The sequence below is a fragment of the Pedobacter nototheniae genome, from assembly GCF_004335085.1.
GTDB classification, from domain to species: Bacteria; Bacteroidota; Bacteroidia; order Sphingobacteriales; family Sphingobacteriaceae; genus Pedobacter; species Pedobacter nototheniae.
This window is the reverse complement of record NZ_RQRS01000012.1, coordinates 128,747-151,406: the sequence shown is the minus strand read 5'-3', so window position 1 is coordinate 151,406 and position 22,660 is coordinate 128,747. Positions and strand designations below refer to the sequence as shown.

21 protein-coding genes are annotated in these 22,660 nt (G+C 32.9%); 13 read left to right on the top strand and 8 right to left on the bottom strand.

Annotated features, from left to right (window positions below; all coding sequences use genetic code 11):
• Positions 1-218: 218 nt before the first annotated feature.
• The 4 genes from EHC72_RS12490 to EHC72_RS12475 all read right to left on the bottom strand — a co-directional run bounded on the left by EHC72_RS12490 (position 219) and on the right by EHC72_RS12475 (position 6,766).
• Positions 219-2,654 (bottom strand): TonB-dependent receptor domain-containing protein, encoded by a 2,436-nt coding sequence (locus EHC72_RS12490; RefSeq protein WP_131538038.1) that lies wholly within the window; start codon positions 2,652-2,654, stop codon positions 219-221.
• A gap of 153 nt (positions 2,655-2,807) precedes the next feature.
• Entirely contained in the window at positions 2,808-5,483 is a 2,676-nt protein-coding gene (locus EHC72_RS12485) for a carboxypeptidase-like regulatory domain-containing protein (protein ID WP_131538037.1), read from the bottom strand.
• 12 nt (positions 5,484-5,495) lie between these two features.
• On the bottom strand, positions 5,496-6,335 hold the full coding sequence (locus EHC72_RS12480) for a GLPGLI family protein (RefSeq protein WP_131538036.1): 840 nt from the start codon (positions 6,333-6,335) through the stop codon (positions 5,496-5,498).
• Between the two features lie 104 nt (positions 6,336-6,439).
• Positions 6,440-6,766 carry a hypothetical protein gene (locus EHC72_RS12475; protein ID WP_131538034.1) on the bottom strand — a complete coding sequence of 109 codons (327 nt, stop codon included), beginning with the start codon at positions 6,764-6,766 and terminating at the stop codon, positions 6,440-6,442.
• A 379-nt stretch (positions 6,767-7,145) separates the two neighbouring features.
• Between EHC72_RS12475 and EHC72_RS12470 the strand changes: the two genes are divergently transcribed.
• The 7 genes from EHC72_RS12470 (at position 7,146) to EHC72_RS12440 (ending at position 13,392) form a co-directional block, all read left to right on the top strand.
• Complete coding sequence (locus EHC72_RS12470) at positions 7,146-9,062, top strand: tetratricopeptide repeat-containing sensor histidine kinase (protein ID WP_131538032.1); 1,917 nt, start codon at positions 7,146-7,148, stop codon at positions 9,060-9,062.
• Positions 9,063-9,074: 12 nt separating this feature from the next.
• Entirely contained in the window at positions 9,075-9,821 is a 747-nt protein-coding gene (locus tag EHC72_RS12465; RefSeq protein ID WP_131538031.1) for a LytR/AlgR family response regulator transcription factor, read from the top strand.
• Between the two features lie 235 nt (positions 9,822-10,056).
• Positions 10,057-10,392 (top strand): PadR family transcriptional regulator, encoded by a 336-nt coding sequence (locus EHC72_RS12460; RefSeq protein ID WP_131538030.1) that lies wholly within the window; start codon positions 10,057-10,059, stop codon positions 10,390-10,392.
• Entirely contained in the window at positions 10,389-10,985 is a 597-nt protein-coding gene (locus EHC72_RS12455) for an HAAS signaling domain-containing protein (protein ID WP_131538029.1), read from the top strand. The genes EHC72_RS12460 and EHC72_RS12455 overlap by 4 nt, the downstream gene beginning before the upstream one ends.
• Before the next feature lie 3 nt (positions 10,986-10,988).
• Positions 10,989-12,308 (top strand): serine hydrolase domain-containing protein, encoded by a 1,320-nt coding sequence (locus EHC72_RS12450; RefSeq protein ID WP_131538027.1) that lies wholly within the window; start codon positions 10,989-10,991, stop codon positions 12,306-12,308.
• 253 nt (positions 12,309-12,561) lie between these two features.
• A complete protein-coding gene (locus EHC72_RS12445; protein WP_131538026.1) occupies positions 12,562-13,083 on the top strand; it encodes a hypothetical protein in 522 nt (173 codons plus the stop codon).
• A 75-nt stretch (positions 13,084-13,158) separates the two neighbouring features.
• Positions 13,159-13,392, top strand: coding sequence for a hypothetical protein (locus tag EHC72_RS12440; protein WP_131538025.1), 234 nt, complete (start codon positions 13,159-13,161; stop codon positions 13,390-13,392).
• A 16-nt stretch (positions 13,393-13,408) separates the two neighbouring features.
• Here EHC72_RS12440 and xerD read toward each other — a convergent pair whose 3' ends face one another.
• Positions 13,409-14,308, bottom strand: coding sequence for a site-specific tyrosine recombinase XerD (gene xerD / locus EHC72_RS12435; RefSeq protein ID WP_131538024.1), 900 nt, complete (start codon positions 14,306-14,308; stop codon positions 13,409-13,411).
• Positions 14,309-14,469: 161 nt separating this feature from the next.
• Here xerD and aroQ point away from each other — a divergent pair, with 161 nt between their 5' ends.
• Positions 14,470-14,901, top strand: coding sequence for a type II 3-dehydroquinate dehydratase (gene aroQ / locus EHC72_RS12430; RefSeq protein ID WP_131538023.1), 432 nt, complete (start codon positions 14,470-14,472; stop codon positions 14,899-14,901).
• A complete protein-coding gene (locus EHC72_RS12425; protein ID WP_131538022.1) occupies positions 14,894-15,613 on the top strand; it encodes a TlpA disulfide reductase family protein in 720 nt (239 codons plus the stop codon). Before aroQ ends, EHC72_RS12425 begins: the two co-directional genes overlap by 8 nt.
• 106 nt (positions 15,614-15,719) lie before the next feature.
• Here EHC72_RS12425 and EHC72_RS12420 read toward each other — a convergent pair whose 3' ends face one another.
• A complete protein-coding gene (locus EHC72_RS12420; RefSeq protein WP_131538021.1) occupies positions 15,720-16,733 on the bottom strand; it encodes a glycosyltransferase family 2 protein in 1,014 nt (337 codons plus the stop codon).
• Between the two features lie 6 nt (positions 16,734-16,739).
• Positions 16,740-17,612 (bottom strand): lysophospholipid acyltransferase family protein, encoded by an 873-nt coding sequence (locus EHC72_RS12415; protein WP_131538020.1) that lies wholly within the window; start codon positions 17,610-17,612, stop codon positions 16,740-16,742.
• Between the two features lie 39 nt (positions 17,613-17,651).
• On the opposite strand from EHC72_RS12415, the gene EHC72_RS12410 reads away from it, so the two are divergent.
• The 4 genes from EHC72_RS12410 (at position 17,652) to bioB (ending at position 21,923) form a co-directional block, all read left to right on the top strand.
• Entirely contained in the window at positions 17,652-18,263 is a 612-nt protein-coding gene (locus EHC72_RS12410; RefSeq protein ID WP_131538019.1) for a WbqC family protein, read from the top strand.
• A gap of 3 nt (positions 18,264-18,266) precedes the next feature.
• Complete coding sequence (corA, locus tag EHC72_RS12405) at positions 18,267-19,388, top strand: magnesium/cobalt transporter CorA (protein WP_165585818.1); 1,122 nt, start codon at positions 18,267-18,269, stop codon at positions 19,386-19,388.
• 105 nt (positions 19,389-19,493) lie between these two features.
• Complete coding sequence (gene mgtE, locus EHC72_RS12400; protein ID WP_131538018.1) at positions 19,494-20,843, top strand: magnesium transporter; 1,350 nt, start codon at positions 19,494-19,496, stop codon at positions 20,841-20,843.
• A 78-nt stretch (positions 20,844-20,921) separates the two neighbouring features.
• Positions 20,922-21,923, top strand: a complete 1,002-nt coding sequence (gene bioB, locus EHC72_RS12395; RefSeq protein ID WP_131538042.1) for a biotin synthase BioB — start codon at positions 20,922-20,924, stop codon at positions 21,921-21,923.
• A 60-nt stretch (positions 21,924-21,983) separates the two neighbouring features.
• Here bioB and EHC72_RS12390 read toward each other — a convergent pair whose 3' ends face one another.
• Positions 21,984-22,394 carry an organic hydroperoxide resistance protein gene (locus EHC72_RS12390; RefSeq protein WP_131538017.1) on the bottom strand — a complete coding sequence of 137 codons (411 nt, stop codon included), beginning with the start codon at positions 22,392-22,394 and terminating at the stop codon, positions 21,984-21,986.
• Between the last annotated feature and the right edge of the window lie 266 nt (positions 22,395-22,660).

Here is a 22,660-nt window from a genome sequence, read left to right as displayed (position 1 = left end):
ACCAGCTGAGCTACGGAATCATTTCCCTTTCGATTAGGGAGTGCAAATATAGAAATTATTATTATTCATGCCAACACTTTTTTAAAATAGTTTTAATCTTTTAAAAGTATCTAAATAATATGCGATGTAAGTGTTTGATTTATAAAATTGTAAATTTATTTTGAACTCTATTTTTTTTAAAAAAATATTAACTGTTGCTTCTGCTATACTTCCAAAACCTATTTTATTCTTCCGTTTTCGTTATCTAAAGCAGAACTTCTATTTCTTGGACCTTTAGATTCTCCACTTGCAAATTTATAGGTAAAGTTTAAGCGAATCTGCCTGCTTTCAAAATAACCATAACTTCTGATGGAGAAATTATCCCTGCTTTGGAATGAATTTAATTTGTTTCCTTTATAAATATCACTAAAAACCAATCTAAGTGAAGCTTTATTATCCATAAAGCTTTTTTGTAATCCTAAATCTACCTGACTGTTTGCTTTACTTATTTCGTTTGCACCGGCAAGGCGTTTGGTGTTGTATGCTGCAGAAATCTCTCCATTAAGTTTAAGTGGTAATTTAAAATTTTGTTGTAAAGTTATGCGTCCTGCAAGTTGTTTTAAATTCTGACTTCGGTAAGCATCGTAATTAATTTTATTATTTAAGCGATAAAGTACGCCGTTAAAACTCAAATTCCACCAATTTGTTGCAGTAATATTTTGTGTTAATGATAGTGATAAATTTTCCTGTACACCAAGATTTCTGGGGGTCATTACAATTTTATTTACATCAATGGTATCCGTAATTTCAGTGGTAAAGCCATTTGTATGGGCAAATGCAAAGCCAACTATGGTTGAGCTTTTAAAAGCATATTGAGCAGTAATTCGGTGGGAGAGTTGAGGCTGTAAAAATGGATTTCCTTGCCAAAAAGAAAGTTCATCCAAAAGATAGGTAAAAGGGTTTAAATCCTGATACGCAGGTCGATCTATTCGACGAGAATAACCAATAGAAAAACTATGGTTTTCTACAGGTTTATAAGAAATACTTGCAGATGGAAACAGATTATTATAGTTGCGCGGAACTTCATTTACTGAGTTCTGTCCGTTTTTGATTGCATACAGTGTTCCTTTAGAATCTGAATGCTCTAAGCGCAAACCAGCTTCAAAAGTCCATTTATCTAATGTTTTCTTGTAATCGATATAGACACTTGAGATTTTTTCATCAAACTCAAAAGCATTAGAACGGTTTTCATCCAAAGTTTCAGCGCCTGGTAAAACCAGTAAAAAACGTGAGTCGTTTGCAGATTTTGTTGAAGAAAACTTTAAACCTGTTTCAAGCTTCCCATTGGCTAAGTTTGTGCTGTAATCTAATTTCACTGCAAATAGTTTTATGTCAGCTGCATTTAATGATCTATATAAATTATCACTTGTTATTTGCTGCTGATCGTTTGTATAACGGTTGGATTGTAAGTTGCCCGAACCTTTTTTGTAATAACCATAATCTGCATCAACGTTAAGTAATCTGCCTAAACTATCTTCATATTTATAATTTACGTTAAAATTATATCGCTGTGTTTGCTGCATATAATAATCATTTACGGCATCCAAAACTTGATTTATGTGGCTTGATGTTGGCAAACTGATATTTGTTTTTGTCTCCGTAATGCCTCCACCAAATAGAAAATTCCCGTTCATTAAAACGCCAATCGTGTTTTTCTTATTTATGTTATAATCCAGACCTAATCTGCCCGACATTTTTTTGCGTTTATCAGTATCATCCGTAAAACTATCATATCGATTGCCATCCTGAATCCTATCAGAGCCATATAAATAGGAATAGTTACCAAAAAAGTGATTATACCCACCAAACAAGTTCAATTTGTTTTTTCTATAGCTAAAGGAAATATCCTGATTTTGTTTTAAGCTTACACCATAAGATATGCCAGTATTTGTACTCCCCGTAAAACCTTTCAGTTGAGTTTTTAAGGTTTTAATATTAATTATCCCTGCCGAACCTGCTGCGTCGTATTTGGCTGTAGGACTATTTATAATTTCTATCGATTTTAATCCCGATGCTGGCATTGATTTCAATAAGTCGGCAATATCCTTTGCTGAAAGGTAGGTTTGCTTTCCATCCAGTAAAACCATCGCACCATTTTTTCCATTCAAACTAATATTGTTATCATTATCAATATAAATTCCTGGCGCCTTTTTTAAAGCATCAAAAGCAGTGCTTCCCTGTGCCGAAATACTATTTTGCACATTATAAACTAGGTTAGGTCCATTGGTTTCGATCAGCTTTTGCTTCGATTGTATGATAACATCTTTTAAATTCTGACTTTCTGAAATCAGCTGTATTTTGCCGAAATCATGGTCTTTAAATTCAAAAAATGGAGATTGAAAAGAGCTAAATCCTGTATGTGTTACGGCGATTTTGTAACTGTCGCTTTTATCAAGCATAAACTTGAAAGTTCCGTTAATTTCAGATGTAACTTTACCAAGCGATTTGCTATCCTTATTATACAAAACAATTGTGCAGCCAGCCAGCGGGTTTTGATATTCATCTACAATACTCCCTTTAATTTGAATGGTTTTGTTTTGAGCATATGTTGCAGTAGAGGTTAAAATGAAAAGAAACATCATAATATGGATGATTCTGGTAATAAGATTCGTCATTTAGTTAGGGCCTTAATCAGCCAGCTAAGATGCAGGTTTTTAACTTTAAAATATAATGATGATGGTCACACTGTATTTTTAAAGAGCAATTTTTTTGTTACAGGCCTCCAATGTCGCAATAGGTTTTATGTAAATTATTACTCCACATCTACCTTAAAATGTAAAAAAGTATTTTAGTAAAAACGTTCTTTCTCTTAAAGGAATTTGAAATACAGACAATTGGTTTGGACTAGAATTAATTTGCTGGTATATATTCTGGTTTACTAAGTTAATACACTGAAACTCGAAATAACTTTTCCATTTTGTAGGAGCATATTTAATATTTAAATCTAAAAAGTTATTGCGAACTGGTTGTTGTAGCGATTGCTGATATGAAGTAAAATTATACGATAAAGTATAAGATAACTGGCTATTTAAATTATGCTGCCAATCTGCTTTTAGCTTTTCAATTTTTGTTTCATTCTTTATTTCCGCATTCTGAAGTGTACTTTGTTTGTTTATTAGTTTACGCATCTCTCCAGTTACAGAAAATGTTACCTGGTTAAATATCTTTTTTCTCAAAGTTATAACGAGGTTAAAATCATATGCATTAAATGGGGTAATTTCATTATTATAAAAGCTAAATCCTTTTTGTAGTCCAAAACCACCATTAGCAGAAAGATTCGTTTCTGCAAAGAATAAATACTTTGAAATATTGCCATTAACCGCGTATTTATCAGTTTTGTTTTTAAAATCTATCGCTATAGATTTTGTTAAGCCACTATCAATGGTATAAGAATTTATAAAATTTTGTATGGTTTTGTTATAACTGAAGTTTAGATTATAAAAAAGCATTTTTATAGGCTTACGGTAAGAATACCTGGCGGATAGGGAAGTAATATCTGTTTTAGGCAGGGGAGTTTCATTAAAATTAAACTGCCTGTAATTTACTAAAATAGTACCTGGATAAATCTCACCAACCTGCCCAAATTCAGTTTGTTGAGCAAACCTAAAGTTTAATTCGCCATACTTGCTAATATTTTTGCGAAACTCAATAATTGGATTCACCAAAAAGTATTTGTTCCTTGTTGCAATGTTTTTTTCGGGAGAAACATAGTTGATGAAATCATTTGACGGACTTAACTCCACGCTTAATGATCCTTTCTGCAGAAGGTAAATTAAAGATGCCTTTCCAAATAAACTTAAACGATTAAATTTTATATCATTTTTAAATCGCTTACCTATTTCACTAATGTTATTGGTGCTATCTGTTTTATATAAATTACTATTTAACTTATTATGCTCAAAGGAAATTCCTAAAGAAGCAGAAAGAATAAACCTATTAAATTTTAACTTATAAGATGCAGACTGATTAATAAACACATTTTTAGTGTTAACTTTTTGATCTAGCATTAAATAACCTATGCTATCGTTCACAATATTTTCTTGTATTCCTGGAGAAATTTGTAAACTCTCATCCATTTTATAATACTGTACAACAGAATTATATTGAAGTATATTATCCTTTCCGAGTGCTTTTACAACATTCGTTTCATTACTTAATGATAGATAATTGGAAGGCTGCTTTTGTGAAAAATCCAAGCCATTTTGAGCGGTAATTCCATTTCTATCCCATTTTGGGATTTCTAATTTGGTAATGGATTTTAAATAAATAGAATTACTATTTTTCTCTACTTGCCCCAAAAACTGCCATTGGTTTAGTTTGTAAACATTATTCTGCAGCTCCTGATAGGTGATGGTATCTTCCGGCAAAAAGTAATTAACCAAGTTGCTGTAATTATATTTCCGCTTTAGTTGTAAAGAAGAAAGATTGAGGCGTACTCCCCAGTCAGATTTTAACTTAAATAAGACATTAATACTTCCTGCGTAATCATTATTCATCAAATAATATTTATCGCTTACCGTTGGTTGCGTTCCAGCTTCCATAGATAAATAAGGCTGACTGGTTTTTAAATTCACCTCATTATTGTTAAAAGATACACCCATGTTGGCATTTTCACCAAGCAAATCTTGCCCAATATTATTTGCCTTTAAATTGTTGATACTCTTAACTTTCTTTTTAAAAATAAGGTTATTCAATTCCGCACTGTAAGCTTTATTTCCAGCACCAACGTGCCCAGTATTAATTGTTATAGTGCGGGCACTATCCGTTAGTTTTAAGTTTAATGAAACATTGTTGGTTACCACATATCCATTTAATGCTTTAATAGGTTGGTCGCGTTCTATTACCTGTACCTGCTCAACAGCGCCAACAGGTACACTTTTAGTTGCAATTCCATATTTCCCGTCTAGTAGGTTATCTCCATCAATATAAACATTGGTAATACGTTTGCCGTTGTAGCTAATAGAACCTTTTTCATCTACCTGGATGCCTGGCAATTTATTGATCAAATCGGCGATTACCTTATCATTTTGATCTCTAAAAGCCTTTACATTATATTTTAAAGTATCGCTTGATAAAGATATTTTGGTATTTGATTTAATCGTTACTTCCTTTAATTGGTTTACCGCTTTTTTTAAGGTAATTATATACGTATCATTAATGTTCTGCGCAAATGGAGTGGTATTTTGCTGGTAACCTAGGCAGGTTACCTTAATAAATAATTTTTCTGCTGTGTTACTAAATTTGAAATTAAAAAGCCCCTGCTGATTAGTTTTTGTAAAATTAATGCCCGATCCACTTTCGTTTATAATGGTTACCGATGCCGCCACAACAGGATTACCAATGCTATCCTTTACCACGCCATTTATACTTAATATACCCTGTGCAGATAGTATTAACGAGGATAGCAATAGCATGAAAGAAAGAAGGATGGCTTTTTTGTACACACCAGATTAAATTTAATTTTTTAATTCCAAAGGATAATTTAAGCCTGATTTTTTAATGCTACCTGCCGGCTTATTATTATTTACACTTATTTTATCTATAGTTATGTCGCTTCCACTGTATCCATCCATATTTAAACCCTCTTTATAAGCTTTTTCCATGCGGTTATATTCAGCATAAGTAGTTGCAATGGCATCTTTAGGTAATTCTAACGATAGATTATTGGCTGGAGAAGCACCCAATGATATTTTAGTACAAGTAAACTTTATTCTCTGGCTGTTATCATAAGCTTCTAAAATTAAACCCGGTAAGCCATGTAATTTCCACGGACCAAAACTGGCAGGCACATCGGTTGTAAACCATGCTGTATAGTTGCGTCCTTTACAAATTCCAGTAGCTTTTTGGCAGGTATAACCTAATAACGTTTTAGTTTCCTTTTCAATTTTCCAGTTAATTTTCTCAAAATCTTCCTTAATCAAATAGTTATTATTATTAAAAGATTTGTTTACATAAAGCGTATTCTCATTTTCTGATGTATAGATGTTTTCTGTAGTAGATGGAACAAAAACACCCATATCAATTTCATTTGAGCCAGCGTTACTCGCCGCTTCAAATTTTGCTTTATGAATGGAATCCTGAACCTTTTTTGTATAACTGGTATATAAACTCCTGTTGCTGTTAAAGGCCATTTGAAAATCCTCTTCCCAAATTCTACCCGTATTGGTGGTATCTCTAATATGAAAAAAATGGTAGAACGCAACACCGCTAGTAGGCTCAGATGTATTTTTATAACTAAATGAATAAAGTGTGTATAGCATTAATACCGATACGAAAAACTTTAAATAATAACGCATATGCTTTTTAAATTAATGATTAAATAGCCCTGGAATAAATACCAGGGCATTTTGAAAAAACAAAAACCATCCTCCAACTATATACTTAGAGAGGTTAATTTATTTTAAAAACATCCGTGACCCGCAGTCATTTGGTTTGCTGCATAATCAAGAGCCGTATCATACATAGAAATAAATGAGGCTGCACTTGGGCCCGATACCCAAACTGTTAATTGTTGGCCACAGTCATCATGGAATGTAAAAACCATTTGTTTACGGAATAAACTAAGCGATTCATTTTTGCTATTAGATGCTTTTATCTCTGATTGGCTGTCGTTTATTTTTACCGTAGTTTTTACAGTAGCCAACATGTTGTGTTTTGGAGTTAAATCGCTCGCTGAAGCGCTGAATCCAATTGCTGTGCAAATTAATGCGATAAATAAATGTTTCATAATTTTTGTTTTTTAAGTGATAAATGGTTGATTATATGTATTCAGAAGTAGAGGATGGTCATAATTATATTCGTTTTGCTTTTTAAAATTGGTGTTAAATTGTAAATCCCACAACTGTGATTTTATATTTGCATCTTGAGTACCAATATTCGTAGCCTTTGAACTGATATCTGTATTTAGCAGACTTTTGGCTTCTGGCGGATGTCAAATATTAAGCTAAACGCTACGAATATTAAATGGAAACTATTGAATATTTAGTGGCTTCTTTATAGAGGTTTTCTATTGATATATTTAAAAATAATTTAGTGTTCATCCTTCAAACAAAAGAGTAACCAGATCTATTATTATGCTTTTTCAGTTGACCAAATTTTTTCAATTAATGAGTGTGAAAGCCACATCATCAGTTTTAGGCGTTTTAATTTTATCATTCATATTCTCCTGTAATGATGCAGGAAAATCCACCACAAAGCAAAATACTACACCTACTAAAAAACAGATTGATAAGGATTATTTAGCCATAATTATATCGCTTGATACCTTATCATCTGCAGAATATAAAAAGGCTATTGTAAAAGAAAGCAAACTGATTGATAGCACTGTGAACGGAGTTGATAACCCTTTTTACCACTACTTTAAGGGAAGAAAATTTATGCTCGCAAAAAAGCGTGATAGTTCCGTTATGGAATATAAAAGCATAAAACCCAATAGTAAGGATGTAGAAATTGGCTTGTTAAGAGATTATTGTCTTTTAAATGACAGCACAAATAACGGCGGCGTAGTAGATGCTTTATTAATGAAACAGCTGCTTGCCAAAATGGAAAGAGCAGAGCAGGTGCACAGTAAAATTATTCATATGTATTATGATTTGCTCGCCAAGGCTTACTACCAAAATAATAATGTTAGAGAAGCATTAACCTATGCTGAGCGTTATTATAAAAGCCATCCATACAAAACACATAAGGTAATTGAACAAAGATATTATGATATTTCCTTTATGCTGGCGTCCAAAATGGGCGATTATAATGGAATGATGATGTATAATATGAAAGCCCGCAACCTGGCAAAAAGTATTAATGATAGCATTGCGCTGGCTCGTACTTATGATAATGAATCTCAAATTTATAGCAGGCAGGGGCAGTTTGCTAAATCGCTTGCCAGCAGTAAAATTTACTTCAACTACTTAAAGAAAACAAATAATCTAAATGATGTTGCCTATAATAATTTAGCAACCTGTTTTAATCAAAATAATCTACCAGATTCTGCCATTCGATACTATAAGGAGGGGATAGCTTTTGAAAGAACGCACCATTCCGGAAGGCGAAAAAATATGTATTACAATGGGCTAATGAATTCTTATAAGATGAAAGGTGCTTATGCCGAGGCTCTGGAAGCAGCAGATTCTGCCTATAGCTTGGAGTTAAGAGATATTACAGCAATTGAAGCCGTAAAAGTTGCCGAATTACATGAAAAGTATGAGGCAGAAAAAAAAGATAGAAGTATTATTGAACTTAATGGTCGCAATGTGCTTTACCAAAAAATTATAGTACAACAAAGATGGACACTTGGCCTGGCGTTCCTTATATTTTTAGGTTTACTTTCCTTCTTTTACATTATATACAAGCAACAACAGTTAAAGGGGAAAAACAAATTATTGGCATCAGAAAATAAGAGATTAAATATTGAGCAAAAATTGCTGCAAGGGCAACTAAATCCTCATTTCATTTTTAATGCCATTGCAAATCTTCAGGGCTTAATTTCTACAGGTGATACCAAAGAATCTGTACATTATCTATCTTCTTTCTCCAAGCTATTACGAAGTATTTTAGAGCAAAACAGAAAAGATTTTATTGATTTGGAAGAAGAAATAAGCACATTAAAAAATTATCTCCTATTACAGCAAATGCGCTTTACAGGTCTTTTTGATTATCAGGTGATTACCGAAGAGGGTTTAAGTTTAGAAGACACGCTAATTCCGCCAATGCTAATACAACCATTTATAGAAAATGCAATTGAGCACGGTTTTAGAAACATTAATTACAAAGGACTTCTAACCATATTGTTTAAGCAAGAAAATAATCAATTACTTATTACCATTGATGATAATGGAATAGGCTTAATGAATAAAGAAAAGGTTGGGGTGAAGAAAAATTCATTGGCTCAAATTATTTTAAAAGAAAGATTTGAAGTGCTTTTTAATTCTGCAGGACAAGATGCAAAGTTCGAAATACAAGATAAAAAAGATAATGGAAGCCACGGTGTGCTGGTTCTGATTAGAATACCAATAATTAAAGATTAAAAATAATACATTATGAAACTTTATATACTGGAAGATGAAATACATATTATGCAGCACATATTACAAATTGTGCGAAAAATTAGTCATTTTGATGTTGTAGGGCACTCAGGAGAAGTTGCTAAAGCTGCAACTGAAATTCCGCAACTAAAACCTGATATTATTTTGGCTGATATTAGACTGAAAGATGGAGATAGCTTTGGTTTATTTAGTGAGATGGATATGGAAGATTTTCAAGTTATTTTCCTTACAGCTTACGATCAATACGCAATACAAGCACTTAATATGGGCGCTTTTGGCTATTTACTTAAACCTATTGATGAAGCCGCATTAACAGAAGTATTAACCAGATGCTACCGCCAAAGAGAACAAGAACATTTTGATAAACAACAGCTGGAAGTTGCCCGAGCGCATTATTTATCGCAAGGTGTAGGGGGCACCAAGCGTATAGCTTTAAAAAGCTTTGAATATATAGAAATTGTTGATGTGGAAGATATTATGTACTGCAAAAGCGATAAAGGATATACAACTTTTTACCTTAAAAATAAACGTGAAATTTTAGTTTCAAAAGGACTAAAAGAATATGAAAGCATGTTAACACTCTTGGGCTTTTTAAGGTGCCATCAATCTTATCTCATCAATTTTCAATGCGTGAAAAAGTATTATAGAGAAGGATTTTTGCAAATGCAAAACGATGAGAAAATTCCAGTTTCCAGTCGCAAAAAAGAAGAAGTATTAAGGTACTTACAAAACATTGCCTAAAAAAACACAGGCCTATAATGTTTAAACAATAGATTATTATTTAAACATTATAGGCATTTTAACAAGCTAAATTATCACTTCGCAAAGGCAAAAGCTTGTTATAACTCTATAAATCTTATCTAATTATTTTCTTTAAAATAAATTAATTAACTGAAATTAAGCTAATTAACTCTAGCGCTTACAATTTAAAGCTAAGTACATTGTATAGCTATGTATTTTGTTATATGTTTGTGTTATGAATGAAACGTTTGTTGCAAACTGGAAATCGCAGGTAAAGAAAGGAACACTAACTTTTATTATCCTCAATATTCTAAAAGAGAATGAATATTACGGTTATGAACTTATTGAGCAGATAAGAAAGCATGCCGAAATAGAAATAGCCGAGGGCACACTATATCCATTAATGAACAGGTTAAAAACCGAAAATCTGGTTGATTCTAAATGGGTAGAGCAAGAAACTGGTATTCCACGTAAATATTATTGCTTAACAGAAACTGGAGCAGAAACCCTGTTGCAGATGAACACCTATTGGAAAAATTTAGAAAACGCTATCCAAAAAATAATCAAATGAAAATAGAAAATATAAAATTTAATCAAGAAGCCTCAAAAAGAGTATATACTGATTATATGAGGCGGGTAAAAAAGGCCACTTCATCTCTATCACAAGAAAATCAGGATGATGTTTACATGGAATTTAACAGCCATATTTTCGAAGCTATTCAAAAGAAAGATACTACAAATGAAATTGATGCCTTACTTGATATTATAGACAAATTAGGGATTCCGGAAGAGGTTTTAAAACCTTTAGTAGCCGATAAAAAGTTAGAACAAGCTACAACCACATTCAACCCAATACATATTTTTAAAGCATTGGCGTTAAACCTTACTAACGGAGTTTCGTACGTTATTTTCTTTATTCTTTACCTGCTATTATTCGGCTTTGTGTTTTTAATCTTCGCTAAAATTGTCAATCCAACCGAAGTAGGATTGTTTTATAAAGACACCACATTTTTGGTTTTAGGGAAATCAAGCGAAGCCAATCAAAGCGGTGTAACGGAGCTTTTGGGCAATTGGTTTATCCCGGTAATGATAATATCCATTTTGCTGTTTTACACGCTGATTACCCTGCTCTTAAAATTCAAAAAAAGTATAAACAAAAAATAAATCATGATTAAAAAACTATTAACGCTCAGTCTATTGACTGTTTTTATCACAAATTGTTTTTCACAAATACCTAATAAACAACGCTTGGATAGTTTGTTTAAGGTTTTAGAAGAAAACAATAAATTTATGGGCAGTATTGCCATTACTCAAAATGGCAAATTAATATATGCCAATTCTATTGGTTATACTGATGTAGAAACCTCAAAAAAAGCCGATGTAAAAACCAAATATAGAATAGGGTCTATTTCTAAAATGTTTACTGCAGTACTGGTTTTAAAAGCAGTAGAAGAAAAGAAAATTTCTTTAACTGAAACACTAGATCATTATTTCCCCCAAATAGAAAATTCTGCTAAAATCACCATGGAAAACTTGTTGAATCACAGAAGTGGAATTCATAATATTACAAAGGATAAGGCTTACCAAGAATATTACACCAGCCCAAAAACTGAAAAAGAAATGGTTGATATTATTGTTAATGGAAAAAGCGATTTTGAACCTAATAGTAAGGCTCAATACAGCAATTCTAACTTTATTATTTTGAGTTATATATTAGAGAAAATCTATGCTAAATCTTATGCAGAAATCCTTAACACCAAAATTATTAAACCATTAGGGTTAGCAAACACACATTCTGGTGGTAAAATTAACATTAACAACAACGAATCTTATTCTTATTCATTTGATGGTAAGTGGACTAAAGAAGATGAAACAGATTTATCTATACCAATAGGAGCAGGTGCAATTACCTCAAATCCTACAGATTTAACGATTTTTATCAATCAGCTTTTTGCAGGTAAAATCATTTCAAATCAATCCTTAACGTTGATGAAAAACATAAACGAAAAATTTGGGTTGGGTTTGTTTAGTTTAACTTATTTCGGCAATGTAAGTTATGGTCATGATGGTGCAATTGATAAATTTCAATCAAACTTATTGTACTTTCCTAAAGAGCAATTGGCTGTTGCTATCATCTCTAACGGCATGATATATTCCTTAAACAATGTATTAATGGGTGCATTGAGCAGCTACTTTAATCAGCCTTTTGAATTGCCAACGTTTAAAGCTTTCACCATAAAACCCGAAGAATTAGATCAGTTTTTAGGTACTTATGCTAGCACACAGATTCCTATAAAAATTGTGGTAACAAAAGCTGATGGTAAAATGGTTGTTGAAGCTACGGGGCAACCTGCCATTGTTTTGGAGGCTACTGGGCCAAGTACTTTTCAGTATGATAAATTTGGAATTTTGCTTGAATTTAATTCAGGTAAAAAAGAGGTAACGCTTAAACAAAGTGGCAAAGAAATTCTTTTCACAAAAGAATAGAATAGTTTTTTAGCTGTTCATTAAAGTATTTAAAAAATAGCGCTACAGCTTGTAGCGCTATTTTTTTTCTTAATCCATATTGCAAACAAACAAAGTTTTTAAAATACAGTAGGTTAACAACACACGGATAATTATTTAACCATTGCGAATTATAAATAAAACCTCGCGAATTTAAACGTGCTTTAATACATAAGATAATATACCGTAAATTGAATATTAATAAACCATTGCTTCAGTTTTTGCATGTATTACAATGAAAACATTTAAGTTTAAGCAGCACAACCAACAAAAGGCCATACCATTTGCAATTATTTATTTAATAATAGCATTTACCTTATTTTACTTTATATGTGGTGGTATTATTGGTATGGCAAATCAAGTTAATAAAATTGGCAGTGCTAAGGCTGCCGGTATAATTGTAGCCATTTTGGTGCTCGGGCCCTTCTTTATACTTTTGCAATTGCTGCACCACAAAATAGAAGTAGATATTGATTCTTTAAAACTATTTGTAAAGAAAAACAATAAGGAATGTAATGTGATTAACCTGGATACAATAGATAAATTGGAACTAAATAAAACGAAAGTCAACAGGTTGGATGTTTACGACAGACAAAATAATCTGCTAATTTATTTTCATCCTGTAAATGCACCTGATGTTTTAAATCAAATTATTAAGGAAATAGCATCCAATGGAAATTTTGTGCGTACAACAGGAACTCAAAGCTATTTCAGCACCAAAATTGAAACCTTTACTTATAAAAGAATAACGAATTAACTATTCTGGCTTTGTTCTTTAACAGTGCCCAACATCCCCTGAAGGAATGTTGCTTACCTAAAAGGGTATAATTATATGCTCAAAGGATATGTTGTATCACAAAAAGCATATCATTATATGCTCAGAGGATATGTTGTATCGCAAAAAGCATATAATTATATGCTCAGAGCATATGTTGTATCGCAAAAAGCATATAATTATATGCTCAGAGGATATGTTGTATCACAAAAAGCATATCATTATATGCTCAGAGCATATGTTGCATCACAAAAAGCATATAATTATATGCTCAGAGGATATGTTGCTTAACTAAAAGTTAAATCAATTAGGATCTTGGGTGAAACTGAGTAATTATATCCTTTAAATAATCACGATCAATATGGGTGTAAATTTCAGTTGTGGTAATGCTGGAGTGTCCTAACATTTCCTGTACTGCCCTTAAATCAGCACCGCCTTCAATTAAGTGTGTAGCAAAGGAGTGGCGTAAAGTATGCGGACTAATTGTTTTTTTAATTCCTGTATGTACCGCCAGGCTTTTAATTAAAGTAAAAATAGTAATCCGTGAAAGCTTGGCACCGAAACGATTTAGAAAGATAAAATCTTCATTCCCCTTTTTAATATTGGCATGTACTCTAACCTGATTTAAGTAAATATCAAGCAACTTTAAGGCAACACCTCCAATAGGTACCAAACGCTCTTTATTCCCTTTACCAATAACTTTAATAAATTCTATTTGAGGATATAAATTAGAAATTTTTAAATCCGTTAACTCACTAACCCTTAAACCACAACCATACAAAACTTCAATTATAGCTTTATTGCGCATGCCTTCGGGCTTGGAAGCATCAATGGCATCAATAAGACTGTTAATTTCGTATATATTTAGGGTATCAGGTAATTTCCGGCTAATTTTAGGTGCTTCAATTAAAGATATAGGATCGCTCTGAATTATATCTTCCAGCATAAGGTACGAGAAGAAAGCCTTTAAACCAGAAATTACGCGTGCTTGCGTGCTGGCCTGCATACCTAACTCATTTAGCCAGCTAATAAAAAGTTTTAAATCTGATGTGGTAACCTCATTTAACCTCGGCTCTTTAGATAAGCTTTGATAGTATTGAGATAATTTATCTATATCATTCAAATAAGCTTCAACAGAATGTGCCGATAATGATCTTTCGAGCTTTAAATAAGCTTTAAACCCTTTAATGTAAGATTGCCACAGCATAATTAATTGTTAGATATTCGATTTTAGATTAAAACCACTTGCTTCTGTCATTTTAATGCGCAACAAATTCATCAAAAAAACATTATCAATTGTAAATCTAAAGCTGTAAATCTAGATAAAACATTTTAACTTTACTGCAATCCAAAGTCTAATAACAAGCAATGAAAATACAAATTATAAACGGACCAAATTTAAATCTTTTGGGCGTTCGTGAGCCTTCAATTTATGGCAACCAGGGTTTTGACGATTATGTTAAAGAGTTAAAAACCGTTTATTCTATTTTAGAAATCGAATATTTTCAAAGCAACGTAGAGGGCGAAATCATTAATAAATTACATGAAGTTGGTTTTAGCTACGATGGGGTAATTTTAAATGCTGGTGGCTATACACATACTTCTGTAGCCATTGCAGATGCCATTGCTGCAATAAAAACTCCTGTAATTGAAGTTCATATCTCCAATATTTATGCGAGAGAAGAATATAGACACGTTTCTTTAACAGGCAAAAACTGTAAAGGTGTTTTAACAGGTTTTGGTATAAATGGGTACCGTTTGGCTATAGAAAGTTTACTAATTAATAATCAAAATGCTTAAAAATCTAATTTTAATTGCTCTCTTATTCTGTATATCTTTTGCTAACGCTCAAGACGTTATTCAGAAAAAAACTTCCATCAATGAACAGTCTGTTGTAAGGGGAGATGATGGTATTGTTTATCCCTTTGCTGTTTGGAAAAAGTTAGTTTCAACAGGCAACTTTGGTATAAAAAGCCGTGGTACATTTGCAGAAAATGGTAAACCTGAGTTTGTTATTTATGAGTTCACACCCGAACAAAAAGCTGAGTTTTTTGATAGGATGCCTAAACCAAGAGCCAGTCAATCTTTTCCGGAAGGAGAGTTGTTTAATGGCTTGAAGTTAAGCGATATGAATGGAAACAAATACGACCTTAGAGATAGTACTGGGAAAGTTTTTGTACTTAATTTTTGGTTTATTAATTGTCCGCCCTGTAAAGAAGAAATCCCTCAACTTAATAATATTGTAAATGAATACAAAGATAAGAATGTTGTTTTTTTAGCCATTGCATTAGATGAAAAGTCTGATTTAAAGAGCTTTCTAAAAACAACCCCATTCAACTATAATATTGTTGATGGTGGCCGTTATATTGCCAATAAATACGATGTAAAAGGCTATCCAACGCATGTGGTAATAGATAAAAGTGGTTATATTAAATTTAGTACTCTGGGTTTAGGAGTTAATACCATTCCCTGGGTTAAAAAATCTATTGATGAAGCTTTAGCTGGTAAATAAATTTTACTGCCGCCGGCATTATTATTTTATGTAAACACGATGATTAAAGTAATCGTGTTTACATAATTTTTTAAGAAAGAATGTTAGAACGAGCTTAGAGGAATAATTATTTAAGATTAGAAAAGAATCTAATTTTTTTAATAAAGAAAGCCCAAACCACGCTACCATTAAAAACACCTGCATGTTGTGCATAAGGCTTTTGATACTTGGTTCTTTTTGCTGCTGTTTTAATTAGTGCTTTTATAAAATGCCAATGCCCCTTACTTACCGCCAAAGTAAATTTTGGTTTCCCTGTAAGTAAAAAATGCCACCAAGCAATAAAATCAATCCACATTCTAATAATTATACGAAAAAAGGCATCGCCAGCAGGCAAATTCTTTTGCATAATAATAAGGTTGTTTCTAAAATTTAGATATGTTTTAAATGGATTTTCAGTTTGTAAAGTACCTCCACCAATGTGATAAACTTCAGCATCGGGAGAATACATAATTTTGTAATTCAAATTTTTAAGTCGCCAGCAAAGATCAATCTCTTCCATGTGGGCAAAAAGATCGGCATCCAATCCACCAGCTTCAATCCAGCATTTGCTTTTAATGAAAAAGGCGGCACCACTTGCCCAAAAAACTTCTTTAGTATCGTTGTATTGCCCATTATCCATTTCGTAAACATTAAATAAACGTCCACGGCAAAAAGGAAAGCTAAATTTATCCAAATAACCACCTGCAGCACCAGCATATTCAAACTGGTTTTTATCTCCATGCCATTTAATTTTAGGTTGAGCCGCAGCAATAAGTGGATCACTTTCCATTAAAGCAATAACAGGTTTTATCCAGTTTGAGGTAACTTCAACATCAGAGTTTAAGAGGATGAAATAATCTGCTTCAACACGTTCTAAAATCTTATTATAGCCACCGGCAAAGCCATAATTAATATCATTTGTAATGACTTTAACTTGCGGAAATTTTTCTTCTAAAAAGGACACTGAGCCATCTGTTGAGGCGTTATCGCCAACAATGACTTGTAAATTATCATAATCTGAAAGGAGTATTCCTGGTAAAAACTGGTTTAACAATTCTTTACCATTCCAATTTAAAATTACAACGGCTACTGAGGGATTCATTCTTATTTATTCGGGTTTAACTTTCCACCTTTTATGGCTCCAGAGCCAATATTGGGGCTGTTCTTTAATAATATCTTCTAAAAACTTAAAATGCAAGTTCGTTATTTCAAACTCTTCTGTTTTGGATGGATCAGGGCACATTGGTAAAACCTCAACCTCATAATATCCGCTCTTAACAGGCGAAACCTTAAAATAATAAATTGGTCTGTTGGTTTGCTTTGCAATTTTTTCTACACCCAGTAGTGCTGCCGTGGGTTGGTTTAAAAAATTAACAAAATACTTCGTTTCTTCCCTAACCGGAGATTGATCGCTAGCCAGGCAAAGTAAAGTTGCTTCGTTTCTATAAGTTGCAATGCCTCTTAATGTTTGCCTCATGGCTAAAAATATATTGCCATATTTTGTACGTAAACCATCAAACCAAAGCTCAAATATTTTATTATTTATTGGCTTATAAATTACTATTGTTTTGGCAGAAATATTTAATCCTAAAGCTAGTGTACCTAATTCCCAGTTACCATAATGGCCAGTACAAGCTATAACACTTTCGCCAGCTTTAAAATGATTTTCAAGTAAATCCAAGCCCTTAAACTTAACCCTCTTTAATGTTTCTTCTTTTGAAATAGAAGCCATTTTAATTATTTCGAAAATTAATTGGGTTAAATACTTGAAATATTTTTTCTCAATATTTAGTATTTCTGCCTTGCTTTTTTCAGGAAAGGAATTTACTAAATTCTGTCTGACAACTTTTTTTCTATATCCTATTATGTAATAAAGAAGATAATATAGTAATCTTGCAAAAAAAAACAGCAGTTGCAGAGGGAGCAGCGAGATCAGGCATAAAAAAAATACGCCTATATGCGCAATTCCTCTTTTTATCATTATTTTTAAAACGTTTGGGTTACAAACATAAATTTTCAAATGCAGAATACAGCTATACTTCCTTTATTTTATATTCCACCTGTTGGTTATTTTAGTTTAATGCAAAAACTTAATCCTAATTTTTTGATTGAGCAATACGAGCATTTACCAAAGCAAACCTATCGTAACAGGGCAAGTATTTGTTCTCCAAATGGCAAACTAGATATTACTGTACCTGTTGTAAAAGGCTCAAAAACACATACAACCGTTAAAGATGTTAGAATTAGTTATGATTTTAATTGGCAACGCCTGCATTGGCTAAGTCTCGAAAGTTGTTACCGTAGCTCTGCTTACTTTGAGTTTTATGAAGATGAGTTATCTAAATTTTACACTCAAAAGTTTGATTTCTTATTCGATTATAACTTCCAACTTTTAGAGTGGATAAGTAAAAAACTGAAACTAACCACTGATTTTAAGTTTACCGACGAATATATTGCTAATGTTGGCGCAGATCTTGATTACCGAAATAGTATGAATCCAAAGAAAACTGACGATATGGTAAACAATAAGCCATATTATCAGGTTTTTGAAGATAGAAATCAATTTATGCCAAACTTAAGTATCGTTGATTTACTATTTAATCAAGGTCCGCAAGCACGGTTATATTTATAAATTATGGGTAAAAACAAACCGCGTCATCGTCATAAACATTATAAGGTACCATCTCCGGGTACTAGTCCTGGGTTATATGCTATTGATGAAAATGCATTAAAATCAGTCATCACACTGCATACTTATAACGATAAAAGTTATAAGAAAGAGGAGATCGAAAATTTCGATGATCTTAAAAAGATGACCGAAGATCAGGAGTTTAATTATTGGATTGATGTTAAAGGTTTGAGTAATGAGAGTATGTTTGAAACTCTTTATTCGCAACTTAATGTTAGTCGATTGGTTTTAGAAGACATTACAAGTTCTTATCAAAGGCCAAAACTAGATGAATATGATAATGATAAATACGTTTTTGCAGTAAGCAGGCATCTTTACATGGGAGAGGATAGTAGCCTTTGCAACGATCAGATTTCATTTATTTTAACTTGGCGAGTACTAATAACCTTTCAAGAAACTTATGAAGATTGCTTTGAACCTGTTAGAAAGCGCCTTGAAGTAGGGAAGGGCAACATCAGGATTGGGGGCAGCAGTTATTTAATGTATGCCATAATGGATGTAATTGTAGATAATTACTTTACACTACTTAATTTTTGGGGTGAGGAACTTGATGCAATCGAAGATAGATTGTATGATAACCCCGACAAGCGGATTATGTATGATACACAAGCCATTAAACGATCATTGATTATGATTAGAAAAGTTGCATGGCCCGAACGTGATAAGTTAAATGATATTTTACGGAGTGATAGCCCAATAATTACCGATTTAACCAAAACCTATATTAAGGATGCTTACGATCACTGTATCCAGATTATTGATTTTATAGAATCATTAAAGGAAATTGCATCAGCCAATATTGATATGAATTTATCTATTATCAGTAATCGGATGAATGAAATTATGAAGGTATTAACTATTATATCATCTATTTTTATTCCCTTAACCTTTATTGCAGGTATATACGGAATGAATTTTAGTAGGGAAGACCCTGTAACCGGAAAAGTTTTAAAAGATAATATGCCCGAACTTTACATGGAACACGGTTATTTATACACTTGGATAATTATGGGCGTAATTGCTGTATTACAAGTAATATATTTTTGGAGAAAAGGTTGGTTTAAATAACGCTACATAATTAAATAATTCAGGGTTAACCTTTATTCTTAAATTTTAATATAATTTTAAGCTCCATATTTAAAGATAATCTAAAATACTAAGCACAAAAGATAGATGCAGTCATTCGAGATAGATAAAAGCGACGTATTAAAGGTTAAAAACGCAATTTTAGCTGGTGATGAAGTTCTGAAAGAAGTTTTACAGGATTATCATGCTTCAGAAATAGCCATTTTATTTGAGCGACTTGATAAAACCGAGCAGCAGCATATTATAAATTTACTGCCTGCAGAAATTGCTTCGGAAATTATTTCTGAAATGGATGAAGAATCCCATCCTGAGGATCTACTCTTTAAGCTCCATCCTGATAAACGGACAGAAATAGTTGAAGAACTGGATTATGATGATGCTACCGATATTATTTCGCAACTGGAAGATCATGAGCAAAAGGAAATTTTAGGCGATTTAAATGAGGAAGATGCATCCAATATTCGTAATTTATTAACGTACGACGAGAAAACGGCAGGGGGATTAATGAACACAGACTTAATCTGTGTAAATATTAACCTGACGAAAAAGGATGCTATTGATGAAATTATTCGCCAGAGTGAGGAAATGGAAGAATTTTATACCATATATGTGGTAGACGATCAAGAAATTTTTAAGGGCATTGTTTCACTAAAAGACATTATCAAAGCTCGCCATAATGCTCAAATAACTGAATTAGTTAAAACGGATGCCGTTTATGTTCATCCAAATACCGATCAGGAAGAAGTAGCTTACCTTATTTCACAGTACAACTTAACCAGTATTCCTGTTATAGACGATCATCAAAAATTACTTGGCAGAGTAACCTTTGATGATGTAATTGATGTAATGCAGGAAGAAAGTACCGAAGATATCTTAAAAATTTCTGGGGTATCAGAGGATGAAGAATTAAGTGGAAATTGGGTTGAGGCAGTAAAATCCCGTTTGCCTTGGTTAATTATAAACCTTGGCACTGCATTTTTAGCCTCGTCTGTAGTTCGTTATTTCGATCCAACTATAAAATTAATTCCTTCGCTTGCTGCCTACATGACAATTATTGCAGGAATGGGAGGAAACGCTGCCACACAAGCGCTTGCCGTTACAGTAAGGCGTATTTCTTTATATGATTTAACCGATAAACAAGCTTATAGAACGGTGTTGAAAGAGTTTACCGTTGGCTTAATTAATGGTGCCGCAAACGGATTAATCGTATTTATTTTCGCCTTCTTTTTTGATGGAAATCCTATGCTTGGCTTAGTTATCTTCTTGGCTATGACGGGTAATTTAGTTATTGCAGGTATTACAGGGGCAGGTATTCCATTAATTTTAAAACGTGTAGGCATAGATCCTGCAATTGCATCATCTATAATTATTACTACTTTTACCGATGTTTTTGGCTTCCTATTAATTTTGGGATTGGCCAGTAAATTATTGTTGTGACATTAAATATAAAATTGAAAGTTTGTGATGCGCTCCACAACTTTAAAAGCCATAAATCAACAAAATTTTGATCAAATTATGCAACCAACAAGACACGACTGGAGCAAACAAGAAATAGCAGATATTTACAATAAACCATTTTTAGATTTGGTTTATGAGGCCGCAAGCATTCATAGAGTAAATAAGGATTACAATGAAGTTCAGGTAAGTTCATTAATATCTATTAAAACTGGCGGTTGTGCAGAAGATTGTTCTTACTGCCCGCAAGCTGCACGTTACCATACAGATTTAGAAGTACAGCCATTAATGCAGGTTAGCCAGGTAGTTAGCGCCGCGGTGAAAGCTAAAGAAGGTGGTGCATCTCGTTTATGTATGGGCGCTGCCTGGAGAGAGGTTAGAGATAACCGAGATTTTGACCGTGTGATAGAAATGGTTAAAGCCGTTAATGAAATGGATATGGAAGTTTGCTGTACTTTGGGTATGCTTACCGAAAATCAAGCCCAGCGTTTAGCTGATGCCGGTTTATATGCTTACAACCATAATATTGATACATCTGAAGACGATTACAAAAGAATTATCTCAACCAGAACTTATGATGACCGTTTAAATACCATTAAAAATGTGCGCAAAGCCAAACTAACGGTTTGTAGCGGTGGGATAATTGGATTAGGTGAAACGGTTGAAGATCGGGTTTCTATGCTGCAAACCTTATCAAACATGGCTAAACATCCAGAATCCGTTCCTGTAAATGCATTGGTACCTGTTAAAGGAACGCCGTTAGAAAATCAACCACGTGTACCAATCTGGGATATGGTTAGAATGATTGCTACCGCACGAATTGTAATGCCAAACTCCGTTGTTCGCCTATCAGCAGGAAGAAATGAAATGAGCACTTTAGAACAAGCTTTTTGTTTTATGGCTGGCGCAAGTTCTATTTTTGCTGGCGATAAGCTTTTAACCACACCAAACCCGGCTTTTGTTGATGATATGGCCATGTTTGAATTATTAGGCTTAAAAACTAGAGAAGCTTTTAAAAATGGTAGGCCAGTCAATACGCAAATTGAAGAGGCAGCACTTTAACAAATGATATAATTAATAAAAAAGCGATCCACAAGATCGCTTTTTTTATATCTACAAAAATTAAATTGCCGTAATACGAACTTCAATATTACCTTTTGTAGCTTTAGAATACGGACAAGCTCTATGCGCCTTTTCAGCAAGTGATTGTGCTTCTTCATGTGATATTCCAGGGATATGAACATCCAAATCGGCAGATAGCACAAATGAATTTCCATCCTTATTAAAAGAAACTAAAACATTAACGGATGCCTCACTAACATCAACTCCATCGTGGTTTGCTACAGAACCAAGTGCACCTAAATAACAAGGGCCCCATGCTGCTGCAAATAACTGCTCAGGATTTGTTGCACCACCTTGTCCTCCTAACTCTTTAGGCTTCCTTAAATCAAACTCAATTAAGCCATCGCTTGATTTTATATGTCCATCTCTACCACCAATTGCTGTAACCTCAGCTGTATATAACTTTTCCATTTTATGTATTATTATAAACACATTTAAACAGATTATTTTAAGGATTGTTTTAAAAAACTACAAGTATCATGTTTAAAGTATACCCCAATTACTTTTAAAAGGCGCTTTTTTTTATAACATTAGTTGCTTTAGGAAGCTGAAATATGCATTTATTCTAGCTTTTCAATAGTAAAAAACAAGTATTTCATTTAATAAACTTGAAATCCTTCCTTTTCGTATTTACTAAAACTTTAAGCAACTAAAAGCAATAACTGTAAACAATAATT

Bases quoted from the DNA above. Each gene is read 5' to 3' on its own strand.
- EHC72_RS12490 (WP_131538038.1), bottom strand. From the start codon at position 2,654: ATGACGAATCTTATTACCAGAATCATCCATATTATGATGTTTCTTTTC.
- EHC72_RS12480 (WP_131538036.1), bottom strand. From the start codon at position 6,335: ATGCGTTATTATTTAAAGTTTTTCGTATCGGTATTAATGCTATACACA.
- EHC72_RS12475 (WP_131538034.1), bottom strand. From the start codon at position 6,766: ATGAAACATTTATTTATCGCATTAATTTGCACAGCAATTGGATTCAGC.
- EHC72_RS12470 (WP_131538032.1), top strand. From the start codon at position 7,146: ATGAGTGTGAAAGCCACATCATCAGTTTTAGGCGTTTTAATTTTATCA.
- EHC72_RS12465 (WP_131538031.1), top strand. From the start codon at position 9,075: ATGAAACTTTATATACTGGAAGATGAAATACATATTATGCAGCACATA.
- EHC72_RS12460 (WP_131538030.1), top strand. From the start codon at position 10,057: ATGAATGAAACGTTTGTTGCAAACTGGAAATCGCAGGTAAAGAAAGGA.
- EHC72_RS12455 (WP_131538029.1), top strand. From the start codon at position 10,389: ATGAAAATAGAAAATATAAAATTTAATCAAGAAGCCTCAAAAAGAGTA.
- EHC72_RS12450 (WP_131538027.1), top strand. From the start codon at position 10,989: ATGATTAAAAAACTATTAACGCTCAGTCTATTGACTGTTTTTATCACA.
- EHC72_RS12445 (WP_131538026.1), top strand. From the start codon at position 12,562: ATGAAAACATTTAAGTTTAAGCAGCACAACCAACAAAAGGCCATACCA.
- EHC72_RS12440 (WP_131538025.1), top strand. From the start codon at position 13,159: ATGCTCAAAGGATATGTTGTATCACAAAAAGCATATCATTATATGCTC.
- xerD (WP_131538024.1), bottom strand. From the start codon at position 14,308: ATGCTGTGGCAATCTTACATTAAAGGGTTTAAAGCTTATTTAAAGCTC.
- aroQ (WP_131538023.1), top strand. From the start codon at position 14,470: ATGAAAATACAAATTATAAACGGACCAAATTTAAATCTTTTGGGCGTT.
- EHC72_RS12425 (WP_131538022.1), top strand. From the start codon at position 14,894: ATGCTTAAAAATCTAATTTTAATTGCTCTCTTATTCTGTATATCTTTT.
- EHC72_RS12420 (WP_131538021.1), bottom strand. From the start codon at position 16,733: ATGAATCCCTCAGTAGCCGTTGTAATTTTAAATTGGAATGGTAAAGAA.
- EHC72_RS12415 (WP_131538020.1), bottom strand. From the start codon at position 17,612: ATGATAAAAAGAGGAATTGCGCATATAGGCGTATTTTTTTTATGCCTG.
- EHC72_RS12410 (WP_131538019.1), top strand. From the start codon at position 17,652: ATGCAGAATACAGCTATACTTCCTTTATTTTATATTCCACCTGTTGGT.
- corA (WP_165585818.1), top strand. From the start codon at position 18,267: ATGGGTAAAAACAAACCGCGTCATCGTCATAAACATTATAAGGTACCA.
- mgtE (WP_131538018.1), top strand. From the start codon at position 19,494: ATGCAGTCATTCGAGATAGATAAAAGCGACGTATTAAAGGTTAAAAAC.
- bioB (WP_131538042.1), top strand. From the start codon at position 20,922: ATGCAACCAACAAGACACGACTGGAGCAAACAAGAAATAGCAGATATT.
- EHC72_RS12390 (WP_131538017.1), bottom strand. From the start codon at position 22,394: ATGGAAAAGTTATATACAGCTGAGGTTACAGCAATTGGTGGTAGAGAT.